General features: G+C 45.6%; 11 protein-coding genes. 3 read left to right on the top strand and 8 right to left on the bottom strand.

Translation table 11 applies throughout. The annotated features are described in order from the left end of the window. Positions 1-303: 303 nt before the first annotated feature. Both QE390_RS02595 and QE390_RS02590 read right to left on the bottom strand, forming a co-directional pair. A complete protein-coding gene (locus QE390_RS02595) occupies positions 304-1,149 on the bottom strand; it encodes an aldo/keto reductase (protein ID WP_307140975.1) in 846 nt (281 codons plus the stop codon). 221 nt (positions 1,150-1,370) lie between these two features. Continuing rightward, on the bottom strand, positions 1,371-1,682 hold the full coding sequence (locus QE390_RS02590) for a hypothetical protein (protein WP_307140974.1): 312 nt from the start codon (positions 1,680-1,682) through the stop codon (positions 1,371-1,373). Positions 1,683-1,965: 283 nt separating this feature from the next. On the opposite strand from QE390_RS02590, the gene QE390_RS02585 reads away from it, so the two are divergent. Then, positions 1,966-3,528: a M28 family peptidase gene (locus QE390_RS02585; RefSeq protein WP_106635219.1), complete on the top strand. Its 1,563-nt coding sequence runs from the start codon at positions 1,966-1,968 to the stop codon at positions 3,526-3,528. 197 nt (positions 3,529-3,725) lie between these two features. Next, positions 3,726-4,898 (top strand): Na+/H+ antiporter NhaA, encoded by a 1,173-nt coding sequence (gene nhaA / locus QE390_RS02580; RefSeq protein ID WP_307140973.1) that lies wholly within the window; start codon positions 3,726-3,728, stop codon positions 4,896-4,898. On the opposite strand, the gene QE390_RS02575 is transcribed toward nhaA, so the two are convergent. From QE390_RS02575 to QE390_RS02555, 5 genes are all read right to left on the bottom strand, one after another. Further along, positions 4,871-5,449, bottom strand: a complete 579-nt coding sequence (locus QE390_RS02575; RefSeq protein ID WP_307140972.1) for an N-acetyltransferase — start codon at positions 5,447-5,449, stop codon at positions 4,871-4,873. The two genes, nhaA and QE390_RS02575, sit on opposite strands and share 28 nt — an antisense overlap. Before the next feature lie 145 nt (positions 5,450-5,594). Beyond that, a complete protein-coding gene (gene bglX / locus QE390_RS02570) occupies positions 5,595-7,868 on the bottom strand; it encodes a beta-glucosidase BglX (protein WP_307140971.1) in 2,274 nt (757 codons plus the stop codon). 59 nt (positions 7,869-7,927) lie between these two features. After that, positions 7,928-9,526 (bottom strand): glucoamylase family protein, encoded by a 1,599-nt coding sequence (locus tag QE390_RS02565; protein WP_307140970.1) that lies wholly within the window; start codon positions 9,524-9,526, stop codon positions 7,928-7,930. A gap of 88 nt (positions 9,527-9,614) precedes the next feature. Next, positions 9,615-11,078, bottom strand: coding sequence for a RagB/SusD family nutrient uptake outer membrane protein (locus QE390_RS02560; protein WP_307140969.1), 1,464 nt, complete (start codon positions 11,076-11,078; stop codon positions 9,615-9,617). 69 nt (positions 11,079-11,147) lie between these two features. Further along, on the bottom strand, positions 11,148-14,144 hold the full coding sequence (locus tag QE390_RS02555) for a TonB-dependent receptor (RefSeq protein WP_307140968.1): 2,997 nt from the start codon (positions 14,142-14,144) through the stop codon (positions 11,148-11,150). A gap of 209 nt (positions 14,145-14,353) precedes the next feature. On the opposite strand from QE390_RS02555, the gene QE390_RS02550 reads away from it, so the two are divergent. Beyond that, positions 14,354-17,152 carry a two-component regulator propeller domain-containing protein gene (locus tag QE390_RS02550; RefSeq protein WP_307140967.1) on the top strand — a complete coding sequence of 933 codons (2,799 nt, stop codon included), beginning with the start codon at positions 14,354-14,356 and terminating at the stop codon, positions 17,150-17,152. Positions 17,153-17,207: 55 nt separating this feature from the next. Here QE390_RS02550 and mraY read toward each other — a convergent pair whose 3' ends face one another. Continuing rightward, positions 17,208-18,440 (bottom strand): phospho-N-acetylmuramoyl-pentapeptide-transferase, encoded by a 1,233-nt coding sequence (mraY, locus tag QE390_RS02545; protein WP_106635230.1) that lies wholly within the window; start codon positions 18,438-18,440, stop codon positions 17,208-17,210. Between the last annotated feature and the right edge of the window lie 79 nt (positions 18,441-18,519).

Raw genomic sequence — 18,519 nt, 5'->3', positions numbered from 1 at the left:
AATTCTTCAGTGCGGGAAGAGATTCATTTCAAGCACAAAGAGGACTTGAAATGGGTTATTACTTAATAAATTCAACGGATTAGCGTAGGTAATGTTTATTCAAAATTTGGCCTTTAAAGTTGCAGGTGAAGCTTCGCTGAACATCAATAGAGACTAGACGCCGATTGATCATGTCTAGTCTCTATTGACAAACTGGTTACTCGTTAACGTATAACCATGCTAATTTGGAAAACGCGGTAAATCGACAATTCTTATTAACCACCGAAAGAGGCAGAAAGTCTGCCTCTTTCGGTGGTTATGATGTTACGCGGAAAGCGTTTGAAATTCGTCGTCGGTTAACTCAATTTCTGAAGCCTTCAGGTTTTCCAGTAAGTGTTCAACTGAACTCGTTCCGGGAATTAATAGAATATTCGGGGCTCGTTTCAGTAACCAGGCCAAAGCGATTTGGGCGGTAGTTGCTTCGTGTTTCTGAGCGATTTCCTGAATTTTCTCTTTCATTTTATCCGGTCCCGAAGCTAATGGAAACCAGGGGATAAAAGCCATGTTGCGTTCAGTGGTATAGTCCAGTACATCCTCCCAATGGCGGTCACCGAGGTTATACAAGTTTTGAACAGAAACAATAGGAACCACCTTCTCTGCCTGCTTGATCTGATCAATGCCTACTTCGGATAAACCGACGTGCTTGATTTTTCCCGCCTTCACCGCGTCTACAACTGGCCCGAGCGTTTCTTCTACGGGAACTTTGGGGTCAAAACGGTGCAATTGCCAGAGGTCAATCACGTCCAGTTTCAGGCGTTGCAAACTGCCCTCAATTGCTTCCCGAATATGATCCGGGTGGCCATTGACGGGCCATTGGTTAGGACCGGTTCGTTCCAGTCCGCCTTTAGTGGCGATTACTAAGCCTTCTTTGTACGGATACAGAGCCTCCGCAATAAGCACTTCGTTGGTGTGCGGCCCGTATGAATCAGCCGTATCAATAAAGTTAAGACCGGATTCAACCGCAGTTTGTAATACTTTTTTAGCTTTTTCACGGTCAGGAGCATCGCCCCAGACGCCGCTGCCTGTTAATTGCATTCCGCCGTAGCCCAGGCGATTCACTTCAAATTCACCTCCGATTTTGAAGGTATGTTTTGTGGTATTGGAAGCCATGATCTCAAAAACGATGAATAGTAGATTTGATTACTGATTAACCTAAGTTGAATAACTCAGGAAGCGTTTCCCCGAACGAGTTGAACTCAACACTTCATACGGGTAGATACTAAAAGAATATGCCGCCCTAGATTTCATGATGGGGTAAAAGAAGAGCCGTGAAACTAAAAAAGCCGATAAGCAGGAACGCTCATCGGCTTTTCAGGACAATTTCTCATGAATTACTTCACTACATACGTTTTTTTATCAACGCCTATTCCTTTCAACGTAAGTGATTTCCAATGTTTGGGAAGTCGCGTTTTCAATTGAATAATACCCTTGTCGGTAATATCCAAGCCTCCAAAGCCCGCTAACAGCGTCTGAAGATAGCCACCTGCACCCGTTGCGAAATATGGATTGGTGCCACCCGCCGTTTCGGCTAATACACCAAACGGAGGAACCTCATTGGGTTTGTAACTATCCATGTATAACTCGTAGGCTTTATCCGTTTCTCCCAGTCGGTTATAAAGAATAGAGAAAATGCCGTGAGCCATGGCTGGCGATTGCCCCTTACGTCCCGGTTGGTTATGGAATAAGCCAGCAGGTTTACGTCTCCCTGCTTGATAATCTCCCTAATGTAGGTAGCCCCGGTCTGGATAGACCCAGGCTGGATAGACCCGGATGAAATCCGGGGAAGCAAGGTTGGTAATTAAGGTCATTCATACACAGCCTGAAGGGCATCTAAAAACGCAATGCAGAAACCTTTCATCTCATTTGTATAGCAGAAGTGCCCGAAAGCGTTTAATTTTAGAGATTTGATTTCCATAGATTCACTTCATGAAAAAACTCCTTACCCTGTTGGCAATGAGTCCGCTGGCGTTTGCTCAGGCTCAGAATCCAACGAAATTTGCCGCATCTATTACGGCAGCAGACCTCAAAAAACACCTGAGTTATCTGGCATCGGATGAGCTGGAAGGTCGCGGAACCGGAACGCGTGGTCAGCACAAAGCTGCTGAATACATTGCCAATCATTTTAAGAGCTTAGGACTCAAAGGTATTGGCCCTAACGGTAGTTACCTCCAGCCCGTGGAATTAGTTGAATTAGGCTGGGGAGACGTATACGTGAAGACGACCAGCGGAACAAAAGAACTCCTCAAGGATTTCTACGTGACGGGATCAAGTAACTTCTCGAAGGAAGAAACACTCGACATCGTTTTTGTTGGATACGGCATTGACGACGAGAAATACTCTGATCTTAAAGGTCTGGATTTAAAGGGTAAAGCCGTATTAATGCTACCCGGCGAGCCCAAAAAAGAAGATGGGACTTACCTGATTTCGGGCACGTCTCAAGCTTCTTCCTGGTCAAAAAATCCCGAAGCTTCCCGCAAGAAAATGGCTTTGCTTCAGGAAAAAGGAGCTCGTTGCGTGGTCACCATCGCTCCCGGTTCGGATGAACAAACGGATAAATTATACGCTCGGATGCGGGCCTACTCGCCCCGAATGAACCGTCTGACATTCAAGGATGAAGAGCGTCCGGCTTCAACTTTATTAACCGTTCAGTTAAAACAGGGCTTAGCCAAAGAAATTTTAGGTCTGGATGATCAGCAACTGGCTGATTTAATGGCGGGTAAGACGCAAGCAAGGGATCTCAACCATACCATTACCCTGAAAGCAGTTGAAAAACAGACGCCGATTGAGACTTCTAACGTGGTTGGTTTTCTGGAAGGAACGGACAAGAAAAATGAAGTACTGGTAGTAACGGCTCACTACGATCACATCGGTATTTCGGAAGATGGCAAAATCAATAATGGAGCGAATGACGACGGTTCGGGTACGGTAAGCGTTATGGAACTGGCTGAAGCATTTTCAAAAGCAGCAAAATCAGGAGCCCGTCCGCGTCGGAGCATTCTGTTCATGACCGTAACGGGTGAAGAAAAAGGCCTGCTAGGTTCAGAATATTACGTAAATCATCCGCTGATTCCGCTCGAAAATACCATTGCCGATTTAAACATTGACATGGTGGGCCGGGTTGACAAAGCTCATGAAGGCAAGCCTGATTACATTTACGTGATTGGCTCGGATAAGCTTTCTTCGGAATTGCACGCCATTAACGAAGAGGCTAACAAAAAGTACATTAAAATGGATCTGGATTATACCTTCAACGATCCTAACGATGTAAATCGGTTCTATTACCGTTCCGATCACTACAACTTTGCGGCGAAGAAAATCCCCATCATTTTCTACTTCAATGGGGTTCACGATGATTACCACCGGCCAACGGATGACGTAGAAAAAATCGAATTCGATAAGGCTGAAAAAACGGCTCGATTGGTATTCTATACCGCCTGGGATTTAGTCAACCGTGATAAACGCATTGTGGTAGACTCTAATAAGCCTTAATTCAATAGTACCTGAAAAATGAATCCAGCCGTTTGTCTAACAAAGCGGCTGGATTTTTTGTAAACACTTGTAGGTTGGACTGGTAATGATTTTTGACGGAGCATGCCGTAAAAACAAAAGCTTCAAAAAGGCTGAGTTGAAATTAAAAAATGATATTAACCAAGCAAAAAGATACCAAACAAGCGTAAGCCATTCGTATGAATAAACAACTATTCAAAACTTCTCAATTCATTAAATCCTTTTCTGAAAACGGACAATTAGGAGGTATTTTACTGCTGTTGGCGACGACGGTTTCGTTAGTAATCACTAATTCCAGTCAGGGAGAATCTTATCTGCACTTTTGGGAAACAACGATAGGAACGGGGTCTTTAGCTTTGTCGGTTGAAGCGTGGGTAAATGATGCCTTAATGGTCGTTTTTTTCTTTCTTGTGGGAATAGAAATCAAGCGGGAATTGCAGGTAGGGGAGCTTTCCAGTATGAAGCAAGCTCTATTACCCATCGTAGCGGCCCTTGGAGGATTAATCACGCCTGCTCTGATTTTTCTGGCGTTCAATCATGGAACGGCAGCAGCCAGCGGCTGGGCTATTCCCACCTCTACGGACATTGCTTTTTCACTGGCCGTGCTCTCGTTAGTAGGAAATCGGGTGCCGCTAGGGTTGAAGGTCTTTCTAACGGCTCTGGCTATTATTGACGACCTCGGAGCCATTCTGATTATTGCTTTTTTCTACACTGAACAATTGCAATGGGTCTATCTAGCCCTTGCTGCGGCTATTACTACGGTTTTGATTGTATTAAGTCGACTGAAAATCAGAACCTTATATGCTCACTGGTTTTTGGGAATTATACTATGGTACTGCATTCTTCAATCAGGAATCCACGCTACTCTGGCAGGTGTTATTCTGGCTTTTACCATTCCGCTGGAGGCTATTTCGGGGCTGGAACATCGTTTGAACAAACCCGTTAACTACTTATTACTGCCCCTTTTTGCTCTGGCTAATACCACGATCCATTTATCAGCCGAAGCTTTTCAATCCTTGCTGGAACCGATGGAATTAGGCATTTTTCTGGGTTTATTACTAGGAAAGCCGCTGGGTATCAGTCTGGCATCTTTTCTATTAATTCAGTCGAAAGCGGCTGCTTTGCCCTTGCATACCAACTGGAAACAAATGACAGGAGCGGGAGTAGTAGCGGGTATTGGGTTTACGATGTCCATCTTTTTGACTAACCTTTCCTTCAGCAATCCTGAATTTTTAAACGGAGCCAAATTATCCATCATTCTGACCTCATTTACAGCAGGACTACTTGGGTTTATACTCCTGAGATGGGCAACGAAACCAATGCCTTATGAGGGGTCTTTCCGCAAAAAGTAAATGGTTAACTCCCGACTGGGCTGATATTCATGGTAGACTTCGAAGCCTTTATGTTGATAAAGGCTTACGTTTTGAAGGGTACTGGTTTCCAGCAAAACCGGAATTTCTTCCTTCTGGGCTTCCAGTAGTAGGGGGTCAAGTAATGAACTAGCAAAGCCTTTTCCCTGAAATTGAGGATGAACGCCCAGCATCCACAGGTAGAGGTAAGGGTATTGGGAGCGTTGCTTCTCGACGTAAGCTTCCGTTTTCAAAATGCGGGGAATGGGTGCTAGCCCTAGCTGACTCACTAATTGAAGACTCAAAAGCGAATCCCGCAAAAAATCCCCTTTCGCTGGGTATCGTTTCCAGATGGCTACGCCTTCCTGCTGGGGTGTAGAAAAGACTTTTCCGTGCCGAATGCCATAATCAAAAGTGTAAGCAACGAGCGGCTGAATCCGTTCGGACGCCTCCGTTTTTCCGGTTGCCAGCCAGTTTAAATGATTATTGGTATAGAAAGCCTGATTTAAGGTTTCAAGGATTTCTCTTCGGTTTTGGGGGGTAGCCAGTAACATGAGGTTTCCAGTTGTAAGTCCAAAAATAAAAGTATTCCTACCTAATTTGACTTAAAATACTGAAAAACAATGCTTAACAAAAGATGCCAGCTAAGCTAGCTGGCATCTAGGCAATCAGGCACATCTATGATGAACTATATACACACTATTTATTCCAGGTGATTTTCGCCGTTTTCACTTCGCTGGAGTTCGTTCCAATGTGAAGGTGAAATTCACCGGCTTCCCAATCGTACTTCAAATCGCTGTTATAAAATTTGAGCTGTTCGGGAGTAATGTCAAATGTTACGTCTTTGCTTTCGCCGGGTTTTAAACTGATTTTCTGGAAACCTTTCAAATCCTTAACCGCCCGGGTCACACTCGCAACGGGATCGCTGAGGTAAAGCTGAACGACTTCTTCTCCGGCATATTTCCCTGTATTAGCGACGGTTACGGTAGCCTTCAGCGTTTCGTTTCCTTTCAAGGTTGATTTACTCAGCTTGACATCGCTGTAACTGAAAGTTGTATAACTCAAACCGTAACCGAAAGGAAAGAGTGGATCATTGGAAACGTCCAGGTAACGCGACTTGAACTTGTCCAGTAACACGCCTTCGTAGGGACGACCCGTGTTTTTATGGTTGTAATAAATCGGAATCTGACCGACGTTGCGGGGGAAAGTGGCCGTTAGTTTTCCCGAAGGGTTATAGTTGCCAAACAGCACGTCCGCCACGGCATTACCCGATTCCGTTCCACCAAACCAGGCTTCCAGCATGGCATCCGCGTTTTCGTTTTCCCAGGTTAAGGTCAAGGGACGACCACTCATTAACACCACCACCAGAGGCTTACCCGTCTTTTTCAAAGCTTTCAGTAAGTCTTTCTGATTATCGGGAATACCGATGTCCGAACGGCTGGAGGCCTCGCCTGACATTTCCTGGGCTTCCCCAACAACCGCTACAATAATATCCGACTTCTGAGCCGCCTGAACCGCTTCTTCAATCATGGCTTCAGGGGAACGGGGATCTACGTCTACCAAACCATTCTGAGCGTTCAACCGCTGAATCAATAGCGTATCCGTCGTGAAATTGGCTCCCTTGGCGTAGTTAATCTTTACCTTTTCCCCAGCTACATTCGTAATACCTTCGGCTACGGTAACGGCTTTTTTCCAGTCGCCCGCGATGTTCCAGGTACCGAGCATATTCTTACGATCATTCGCTAAAGGTCCAACCAGAGCAATGGAGCCCGACTTTTTCAGCGGTAAGGTCTGATGGGCGTTTTTCAATAATACCTGACTCCGAACGGCCAGTTCGCGGGCAAAGGCCCGGTTTTCAGCCGTGAAAATATCTTTGGCCGGACGTTTTTCGTCGAGGTAACGATAGGGATCATCAAACAAACCCAACTTGTACTTGGCTTCCAGAATCCGGCGGCAGGCGAGGTCAATTTCCTTCTGAGTAACCTTCCCTTCTTTCAGGGATTTTTTCAGCGTGGTTAAATACCCTTCACCCACCATGTCCATATCCGTTCCGGCATTCAGAGCTTTCGCAGATACCTGTTGCAAATCACCCAAACCGTGAGCCGTCATTTCATTAATAGCCGTGTAATCGGTTACCACCAGCCCTTTGAAGCCCCACTGCTTGCGAAGTAAATCCGTCATTAGCCATTTGTTAGCCGTAGCAGGAATGGCATCAATTTCGTTAAATGAAGTCATTACACTCGCCACGCCCGCATCAACAGCGGCTTTGTAAGGCGGCAGGTAATACTCAAACATCTTGATCCGGCTCATGTCGGTGGTGTTATAATCACGTCCGGCTTCGACAGCTCCGTACAGAGCAAAGTGTTTGACGCAGGCTAATACCGTGTTGGTACTTTTCCAGTCTTTACCCTGATACCCCCGCACCATTGCTTTGGCAATCAGTGAACCGAGGTAGTGATCTTCCCCGGAGCTTTCTGAAATACGGCCCCAGCGGGGATCGCGGGCGATGTCAACCATTGGTGAAAAGACCCAGTTCAGACCGTCAGCCGTAGCTTCGGTAGCGGCAATTCGGGCACTTTTTTCAATGCGTTCCAAATCCCAGCTCGTTGAAATAGCCAGGGGAATGGGGAAGCTGGTTTTATGTCCATGAATAACATCCAGGCCAAAAAGCAGTGGGATATGCAGGCGGGAGTTCTTAACAGCGAGTTCCTGCGGCTTACGAACCAGAGCCGGATCATAAATCCCAAACAGGCCACCTACTTTGCCAGATTTAATATTTTCTTCCACGTTTTGAGAAACCGTAGCTCCCGTCGCGGTGAAACCTCCGGGCGTAACCAGATTCAACTGACCGATTTTTTCGTCGATCGTCATCTGGCCCATGAGTTTGTTAATGAAAGCGTCCATTTTGGCATCCTGAGCCTGCACTTGCAGACTGAACAGTCCTGCCAGTATCAAAAGGGAAGTTTTTTTCATAGGTATTATTTTTAAAACCGGGTAACTGATATTAACCAGTTACCCGGTCCTTGTCATACTTATCGCAGAAGCAGCGTAAGCGTTTTCTTTACGGAACCCTGCGTAAGTGTGGCGGTGTATTTGCCAAAGGGAGCATCAAATGAATGCGTATGCGTACCGGGGGTTAAAACCTTATTATCCAGTAATTTAATAACGGTTCCCGAAGCATTCTTTAATTCTAAGCTTACTGGTTCGGCCCCCTGAACGGCAAAATCCAGAGGAAATAATCCTGAATCGGTGTGCTTTAATAAGCTCCATTCGCCCGTTTTAGGATGGGGCTGATAGGCGTAAAATCCAGTAGGGTAGGAGGGCTTTTCAATACCCATTTTCTGCAAGCCCTGTTTGATCTCCTGAATACGTTCGCCTACTTTCCAGATCAGTCCTGTTCGGTAGTTTTCCATCATGACCACAATCGGTCCCTGATCAATGGCAAGGTATTGGTTAGAAAACCAGTTCTTAGAAGCATTAAATGCATCATAAAACCCATATTCCCCGAAGAGACGATTCCCCTGTTTCAAATAGAAATACCGCAGAGCCTGCCAGGACTCATAAGGCGAGTAGGGGAAAGCGGAAAGAGCGGCGGTCGGCGTAATGGTACCGTTATCGTTCGTGGGTGAGTGAGCGTCGTAGAAGTTATAATCGTCACTCGCAGTCAGTCCCCAGTTTTCTTCGGAATAACCGTAAGCTTTTGGAGCTTTCTCTGCACAGTACGCCCAGTTCATCAGGGTATGAGCCTGATTCATTTGCCAGTAATTGGTATGCTTGTCCTCTATTTGGCGAGGGTCCATACTTAAGTACGAGTAGTGGGTAAAGAACAAAGGCCCGCCGTAGGGAAAACCAATCTTCAAGTTGTAGCCCATGTACTCATTACCATTGGTAAAATGGTTGGACTGCTTCCAAGTGTTTTCGTAGACTTCTGGCTTAATAGGGTGCGTAGGTGAACCCAGGGCCAGCACGTAGGTAACTAGACACTCATTATAACCTTCGATGGGCATATTCATTTCCCATCCGTATTGCTTGGACCAGTGCCAGCGTAGTTTGCCCTCATGCACGTACCAGTCCCATTCTACGCCTTCGTATAATTGGGTAATCTGATTGCGAAGTTTTTTCTCGGCTGCATTCGTACCATTGAAGTACTCGCGAGCTACTAACAAACCGTTCGTAAGAAAAGCCGTTTCAACGAGATCACCGCCGTTATCTTTTTGTCCGAAGGGCACTACCTTGCCCGTATTGCCGTCCAGCCAGTGGGACCAGGCTCCGTGAAAACGGTCGGATTTTTCCAGAAAGTCAGCGATTTTCTGAACCCGGGCTACCGCCTGTTCGCGAGTAATCCACTGGCGTTCGGCGGCTACGACGATGCCCATAATTCCAAAGCCAGTCCCGCCAGTAGTAACAATGTTAGGCGTTGCAGTACGTTCGGGAGCCATGCCGGAAATCGGATGAGCGAAATCCCAGAAATACTTAAATGTAGCTTTCTGAACTACATTCATGTATTCATTTTTTTCAGTGGGAGGAGTTGTTGATGAAGTGTTTGAAGTGGCAGGAATCGACTTCGTACAGGAAACGGTACACAAAGCCAATGCCAGAACTCCCCAGGAAAGAGTTTTCAGTAGCGTCATAAAGCAGGAATGATTGGGCGGAGATGAGAAGAATAAAGACCGTAATCCAGTAAATGGATTACTGAATTACGGTCCAGTCCAATAGCGATTAATAGCCAGGATTTTGAGTTAAAGCCTTACCACTCAAATCGATTTGCGTTTGAGGAATGGGAAACAAATCGTGTTTGCCATCTACGTAAGGAAGGCCCAAAGCCCGGAGAACCGTACCTGCACGACCCTGACGGCGTAAATCAAACATACGGTCATGTTCAAAAGCTAATTCTACACGACGCTCGTTCCAGATTTTCATGCGTAAGTCGGTTTGAGTGGTCGTCGTTAAAGCCGCCAGACCTGCCCGAACGCGTACTTTGTTCAATGAAATCAAAGCATTAGCTGGCTGACCCAGCTCATTAGCCGCTTCGGCATTCATTAATAACACTTCTGCAAAACGCAGGATACGCATGTTTTTATTTGTTTCTGAATCATTACCGTTATACGTTTCTGCCACACGGCTTACGTAAGCTTTCTGGTTGTAAGCCCGGTTAGGAGCGGTCGGAGACACGCGTTGTCCATCCCATAATACTTCACCGGGATACATAAACGTAGCATCTTTGCGTTTATCACCCGCTTCATAGGCTTTCTCTAAGTCCGCAGAGGGCGTGTTGAAACCCCAGCCCCATTGGCCACGAACGCCCTGGGTAGTCGAGTAGTTATTAATGCCTTTATTAGGCGTAGTTCCCTGAGCCTGAACTTCAAAGATGGATTCAGCATTGTTTTCACCAGCTTCACGCCAGATCGTTGAATAATCTTCTACCAATGAGTATTTACCAGCCGTTATGATCGTATTCGTCAGCTCCAGTACTTTGTCCCATTTCTTCTGATACATGGAAACTTTAGCCAGAAGAGCCTGAGCAGCACCTTTCGTGACACGACCTACAGGCGTGTTTCCTTTTTCAGGAAGGCTATTGATAGCCGTAGTCAAATCGGCTTCAATCAACGCATAAATTTGCGTTGCCGCTACCCGGGTACGGCCTGCTTTCAGATCATCCTCATTGGTAGGATCGGGAACTTTGGTAATCAAAGGAACGCCACCAAACGTACGAACCAGATTGAAGTAAAAATACGCCCGTAAAAAGCTCGATTCACCAATCAGACGGTTTTTCGTAGCCTCTTCAATGGTCAGGTTAGGCAGGTAGGTAAGGGCCTGATTAGCCCGGGCAATACCCTGATAGTTTCCCTGCCAGATGTCATTGAACGAACCACTCGTTGCCGAGAAGGTGAAACCATCCAGTTCGTTCTTATCGGAACCCGTATCTCCGGGATCGCTGCCTTTATCGGCATCATCCGAAGCAATGCTGGTGATCCCAATCCACGAGAAAGAGTGGATATTCCAGTCCAGCATTTTGTTATAAATCGCCGTTACAATCCCTTCTGAAGCCTCTGGGTCAATAGAAAGGTAATCGGGAGTAAGTTCGCCCTGAGGCTTTACTTCCAGGAAATCCTTACAAGCCGTTCCGCTCAGGGTAAGTCCCGCGAAAAGTCCAGCTCTTAAAATATATTTATTGATTTTCATTGTATCGTATCTTTTGTGTCTTCAGGACTAGACCGGGATGAATGAAGCCTAGCCCTTCGAGGTCGTACCTTAGAAATTAACAGTTAAGCCTAACAGGAATGTACGTGGCGTTGGATACGCATCCAGTTCAATACCTGAGGATAATGTACCTGCGGTCTGATCAGTGCTATTCGCCAGTGTTCTTCCGGGAAGTTCAGGAGTAAAGCCTGAGAATTTCTGGAAGGTTACCAGGTTTTGAGCCGTAGCGTACACGCGAATACCCTGCATTTTCCAGCTATCTGTTAACGTTTTAGGTAAAGTATACCCTAACGAAATGTTATTCAGTCGCAGGTAGGAACCTGATTCGATGTAATAATCAGAAGCCAGAGCTACGTCGTTTGAAGGACGAGGGTTCGTGCTGGAGGTATTGGATGGCGACCACCAGTTCGTTACCGAAGCTTCGATGTTTTCATTACCAAAACGCTGGGCTTTCTTACCGTTGTAAATCTGGTTACCCAGGTTACCCGCAGCCGTTATGCTCAAATCGAAGTTTTTGTAACTTAAACCACCCGTCAAACCGAAGTAATATTTAGGTTGATACGAACCTTTGTACACCCGGTCATTACCGTTGATGATGCCGTCACCGTTGGTATCTACGTAACGAAGATCACCTACTTTCGCTGATGAAATGTGGGGATAGTCATTCAGCTCAGCCTGTGACTGGAAGATACCATTGGTCTGATATACATAGAAGCTACCGATGGGCTGTCCTTCCGCGGTTTGAGTTGTGATCTGACCGTTACCTAAGCTACCCGCCTGGATGGGAAGACCGCCGTTCACACGTTCAATTTTGTTATTGTTAATCGTTAAGTTAACACCAACGTTGTAACGGAAATCGCCTTTCTTTTCATTCCAGTTCAAGCCAAACTCAATACCACGGTTACGGATGTCAGCCGCGTTGGTTAAGTATTGTGAATCATTATCACCGAAAATGGCGTCAATAGGCTTGTAAATCAAAGCGTCACGGGTAAGCTTATCGTAGTAGTTTACTTCTCCCGTCAGACGGTTATTCAGCAAACCAAATTCCAGTCCTAAATCTTTCTCCGTTGTTACTTCCCAACGCAGGTTCAAATCCTTGATATCCTGAATCGTATAACCAGAAGCTAACTGACCATCAATTTGGTAATCCAGGTTAGAAGTCAGCGTATATAAGAAGGCGTTCGGAACGATTTTGTCATTACCTACCTGACCCCAGCTAGCCCGCAGTTTCAGCGTAGAGAATAGGTTCTGACCTTTCATGAACTCCTCGTTACCAATTTGCCACGCCGCACCAACGGATGGGAAAATGCTGGAGCGGTTATTGGAAGGAAACTTGCTCGAACCATCCTGACGAATCGTAGCGGTTAACAGGTAACGATCATCGTAGTTATAGTTTAAGCGACCGTAGTAGGACAAACGTCTTTCCAGCCCCATGCCGTTTTCATTCGTAGCCGTAGCCTGTGTACCCAAATTCAGCACCCAATAGTTCGGATCATTCGGAACATTCAGACGAGAACCACCAAAGAAACTGGTTTTGTAACGTTCGCCCGTGAAACCCACCAGAGCATTGAAGTTATGCTTCTCGCCGAACGTTTTGGTATATGTTAACGTGTTATCCCAAACCCAGCGGTTGGCGTTATCATCGCGAAGCGTCAGTTGGCTGGTATTGTTCTGCTGATTACCCGATACTACATAAACCGGATTGTATTTGCGGTTATTGAAAGAACGGTTTTCAACGGCGAAGTTAGAGCGGAATTTCAGATCATCGGTAAGGTTCCATTCGGCGAATAAAACCCCCTGTAAACGTAAGCTAGTGGTATGATCGTTCGTGTAATTCAACTGAGCTACGGGGTTGGCTACGTTGTTCCGAAGGGTATAACCATAGCTGCCATCTTCATTATAAACCGGAACAATAGGAGCTTGCTTGTAAGCACTGGTAAAAGCGGAGTAAGGCTTGTTTTCGTTATTCTCCTGAGCCAGGTTAAGCGAAGCTCCAATTTTGAAGGACTTGCTGATCTGATAATCGTTGCTGGCACGGAGGCTTAAACGGCGGTAACCGTTTCCTTTCAGAATCCCATCATCGTAGAGGTAACCCCCACTCAGAAAATACGTACTTTTTTCAGAACCACCCGCTAAAGAGATGTTGTGGTTATGAACCAAAGCCGTGCGGGTAATGGCATCAAACCAGTTGGTATTCGCCTTAATATCAGCACTGGTGAAAGAAGGTTGCTGACCAGCCCGAATTAATGCCTCGTTTGAGAAATCAATGTATTGCTGAGAACCCGCCATAGGCACTTTACGCGAAGCCTGACGAACCCCAACGTAACCATCGTACGTCACACGAATAGCACCCGACTGACCGCGTTTGGTGGTTACTAAAACCACCCCATTTGCTGCACGCATCCCGTAAATGGCCGTTGCCGAAGCATCCTTTAGTACGTCCATTGAAGTGATATCCTGAGGGTTGATGTTCCGAATATCATCCGTAATTACTCCATCCACTACGTATAAAGGATCTGCACCAGCGAGCAACGTACCCGTTCCGCGGATACGAAGGGTAGGTACGCTACCGGGTTCCCCGGAAGAAGTAACCTGAACCCCCGCCAATTTACCCTGCATGGCTTGTGTTGCCGAAGCTACGGGTTGATTGACCAGATCGGCCGTTTTTAGGGAAGCTACTGCTCCGGTTAAATCTTTTTTACGAGCCGTACCGTAACCGATGGCTACTACTTCGTTTAAAGTAGAAGCGTCCGATTCCAGCGTGATCGTTACGTCAGTCGTTGCATTAGTTACGGTAACTTCTTTTGGTTTCATTCCTACGAAACTTACCGTTAGAACATCTCCTGCATTGGCATTAATGGAGAAACGTCCTTCAGCATCTGAGTTGGTACCACGGGTTGTACCCTTTATAGCGATAGTAGCACCGGGCAAAGCCTGATTGTCGTCGGCACTGGTTACTCGGCCAGTGATGCGACGTGCCTCCTGAGCATGACCTTGAGTCAGGATTAGGAATAGCATACAAAGCAACAAGTAATAAGCTTTCTTCATGTTAAGGAATTGTATTATTTGATGAGCAAAATTAAAATATCCAAGTAGATGACCCCAAATAAAGCACCACATCATTACCACATCATTTTGATTTCGGGACTTGTATAGACCACATCATTCTTTCATATTTGTACTTATTGATGAGAAAATTGTTTTCAGAATTGGCTATAAATAGCATTCAGATAGTGAAAGAATGGATTAGAGAAAGAATGAGAGCGAATCAGGCCGTGCGGTGGTTCATCATTCTATGGTGTTGGAGTATAAGTGGCTACGGACAGGGATATATCGATCAGTTACAAAAGCTATGCCTTCCAGCAGTGCTCCATTTTTCGGCTAATGATTATCAGGCCCAGCGTCAAAACTGGAGTATTGCCCAAAATCCGGCCACTCGATTCATGTATGTGGGTAATTCCAAAGGCTTGCTGGAATACGATGGTCATACCTGGAAAAACTATGTACTTCCTCAGCGTCAGATCATTCGCTCTGTTGCGGTGGCCGATAATCGGATTTATACCGGAGCTTTGGGTGAGTTTGGGTATTGGCTGGCAGACTCGTTAGGAAGTTTAAAGTATCATTCGTTAACCCATTTGCAGAAAGACAAGCGTTCCCGGCAGGAAGAAATCTGGAATATCCTACCGATGCAGGATGCCGTCTATTTTCATTCTTTTGCTTTTTTGTATCGTTATCAGAACAACCAGATAACTACCCTGCGAACACCCGGAAATGTGTTTTATGCCTTTCAGATTGACAATCGTCTGTTCGTTCAGATTTTTGAGAAAGGCCTCTATGAATGGATAGACGAACAATTTGTATTTGTAAAAGGCAGCGAGTTTCTGGGAAAAGAATGGGTGAGAAGTATACTCAAAGCTGGGGGCAATACGCTACAAATTGGTACGGATCGAGCCATGTATAGCTATGAGCAGGGGCAATTCGTTCGCCAGCATACGCCAGCGAGTCAGTTTCTGGCAGTAAATCAATTGAATAAAGCCATTCGAATTGATGAACATACGTATCTCTACGGTTCGGTGCTGAATGGGGCCATTATTACCGATGAAAACGGTCAGATCCGCTCATATCTGAATCAAAAATCAGGACTTCAGAATAATACCATTCTAGCCTTACATCTGGATGCTGACGGGAATGTCTGGACGGGAACCGATAATGGAATTGATGCCATTCTGTTTAGTTCGCCGGTTCGTCATTATCAGGATCAGTATGGTTTGCTGGGAACGGTCTATGATGCGGCCCTTTACGAAAATGAAGTATACGTAGGGACTAATCACGGGGTATTTAAGGTAAAGAATGGCTCAAATGGGCCTGATATACAAATGGTTTCCGGGAGCCAGGGACAGGTTTGGGATCTGGAAGTAATTGATGGGAAGTTATTCTGTGGTCATAATGAAGGGACGTTCGTGCTGGAAGGCAACGCTTTTCGTCAGTTGTCCCATCTGACGGGTGGACTGGTGCTTCACGCCTTTGCTCAACATCCAGACGTATTAATTCAGGGAACGTACACCGATTTAGTGATTTACCGCAAGGAAAACGGACAGTGGAAATTCAGTCATACGCTATCGGGTGATTTTGCTTTAACTGATAACATCCTGGAATTGAAAGATGGTACACTTTGGCTAAAGCAGAAATACCGGGGCATTCGGGCCATCAAGTTGTCTGCTGATTTCAGGAAAGTAATCAGTAATATTTCCATCAAAGGTTTTCAGGATGCCGTTTTATCTGAAGTAGAAGGAGAGCCAGTGGTAAGCACGCAACGGCGGGCGTATTACCTACAGAAATTCAGTCTGAGTACGATTCCTATTCTCGGTAATCAGGGGATTAAAAACATTTTTCCCATTGATTATAAATCGTACATGGTGTTGCGGTCGAACGGGTCGTTGGCTTATTGGGTACCCGGACAGCGAATCTCTGAGTTATACTTAAAGCACGTGCAGTGGGTGGAAGGCTACGAAAATGTGGTAAGCCTGGACCCGAAAACCCTGTTGATTTGTGGGGATGATGGCTTTTCCATTGTGCCCGTTTCCTACATCAATCATGGCAATAAGTTGCCGTATGCCCGGCCTAACATTCGGAAAGTAGCAACGGAGAAATTTCTCAGCCGTTTTTATCCCAATCAGCCTGCGAATGAGCTTACACTCAAGTATTGGCAGAACAACCTCTCAGTTACCTATGCTTCCACTCAATTTGAAGCCGATATTTCCTATCAGTATCTGATCGAAGGAAAAATGCAGAACTGGTCGGCTTTGACGAAAAGTAATGAGCTGAATACCGGCCCTTTGGAACCGGGCTCTTACGTGTTAAAGGTGCGTTCGTCGGTTTCGGGGGAAGAGACAGCCTTACCCTTCGAAATTCGCCCGCCCTGGTACTGGAATATCTGGAGTCAGCTGGTTTACTTACTGATCATTACCATTGGCGTTTGGGTAACTTATCAGATTTATCTGAAGCGAATTCAAACGCATCAGCAGCGAATTCAGTCTAAAATGCAGAAGCAACTGGAAGACGAACAACGGCGTAATGAGCAGACGCTAACCGAAATTCGAAATGAACAGTTAAAAAAAGATGTAGATCGGAAATCAGAAGAGCTGGCGAATTCAGCCATGAACTTGTTACATAAAAACGAGTTACTCGAAACCATCAAAGAGGAACTGGATAAGCTACGGAAAGAAATGGGTCCTGATTTGGGTACGAAGCAGTATCGATCTTTAGTGCAGCTCATTGACCGAAACCTGGCTGACGAGCATAGCTGGGACATCTTCGAGTCGAATTTCAATGATGTGCACGACTACTTCTTCAAGAAATTGCTTGCCTCGTATCCCAATCTGACCTCTGGTGATTTAAAGCTGGCGGCTTATCTCCGCATGAATCTATCCAGTAAAGAAATTGCTCGCTTATTGAATATTACCGTAAGAAGTGTAGAACTGAAGCGGTATCGATTGCGAGGCAAACTGGATTTACCAACTGAACAAAATCTGAATGAATTCCTGATTAAGATCTAAATCAAAAAAGCCTGATGAAATCATTTCATCAGGCTTTTTTGTACTTGAAACGTGATTACCGAAGTTTCAGCGTAACCAGCGTAAAGACGGCCAGAATAATGCTGATGATCAGAAAACGCATGACAATTTTAGGTTCTGGAATGTTCGATTTCTGATAGTGGTGGTGTAAAGGCGACATCTTAAAAAGCCGGTGCAACTTGGCATATTCCAGCCCATGACGCCGCTTTTGGTACTTAAAGTAACTCACCTGTAAAATAACCGACAGCGATTCAATCAGGAAAACACCGCATAAAATCGGAATCAATAGCTCTTTCCGTAAAACAATGGCCAGCGTAGCAATCACACTACCCAGCATCAAACTGCCGGTATCTCCCATGAAAACCTGGGCCGGATAGGTATTGTACCAAAGGAAGCCGACGCAGGCTCCCACAAAGGCTCCGCAGAAGACGACGAGTTCGCCCGAAAGCGGAATGTAATATATGTTCAGGTATTGAGAGAAAATCTTGTTCCCTGATAAATATGCCAGAATCCCCAGGGTCAGGCCGATAATGATGGAGTTACCCGCCGCCAGACCATCAATTCCGTCCGTAATGTTTGCTCCATTGGAAACCGCCGTTACAATGACGATGACGATGAGGGTGTATAAAATCCAGGTGTATTCGTCGGGAAGAATCGAGTCGGGCAGGATTTTTGAATAATCAATTTCGTTGTTTTTAAAAAAAGGAACGTTCGTCAGGAATTCCTTGGTATCCGTAAATTTCCGAAGTTCGGCAAAGCCCGTCGGGGTGTTAATCCGTGCTTCTTCATAGACCCGAATTTTAATATCCGGGGAATAATGCATGGTCAACCCAATGAGAAGCCCGATTCCAACCTGACCCACAATTTTGAAGCGGCCCGGTAAGCCTTCTTTATTTTTTCTGAAAACCTTAATGTAATCATCCACGAAGCCAATCAGACAAGTCCAGACGGCAGAGATAAGCAAGAGGATGACGTATATGTTATCAAGCTTGGAAAACAACAGCACCGGAACGACAATGGCCAGCAGGATAATGAAACCACCCATCGTAGGGGTTCCTTTTTTCTGCATTTGTCCTTCGAGGCCCAAATCACGAATGGATTCACCGATTTGCAGGCGTTGCAAATACCAGATGATTCGTTTTCCAAAAACAATTCCAATAATTAATGACGTAACTGTAGCCGCTGCCGTCCGGAAAGTTAAAAATTGAAAAACCCCCGCTCCCGGAAAATTGAAGGTTTTATCGAGATAGTCGAAAAGATAGTAAAGCATACTAGGCTACAAAATGATAATGTGGGTACTAAGTTCTGTAAAACGCGGCAAATCGCCTTACTCAACTTTTAAAATACCC

Origin of the sequence: Siphonobacter sp. SORGH_AS_1065 (assembly GCF_030818595.1) — a bacterium.
GTDB lineage: Bacteria > Bacteroidota > Bacteroidia > Cytophagales > Spirosomataceae > Siphonobacter.
The sequence above is the reverse complement of the archived record's forward strand: the minus strand, read 5'-3'. Positions and strand labels throughout refer to the sequence as shown.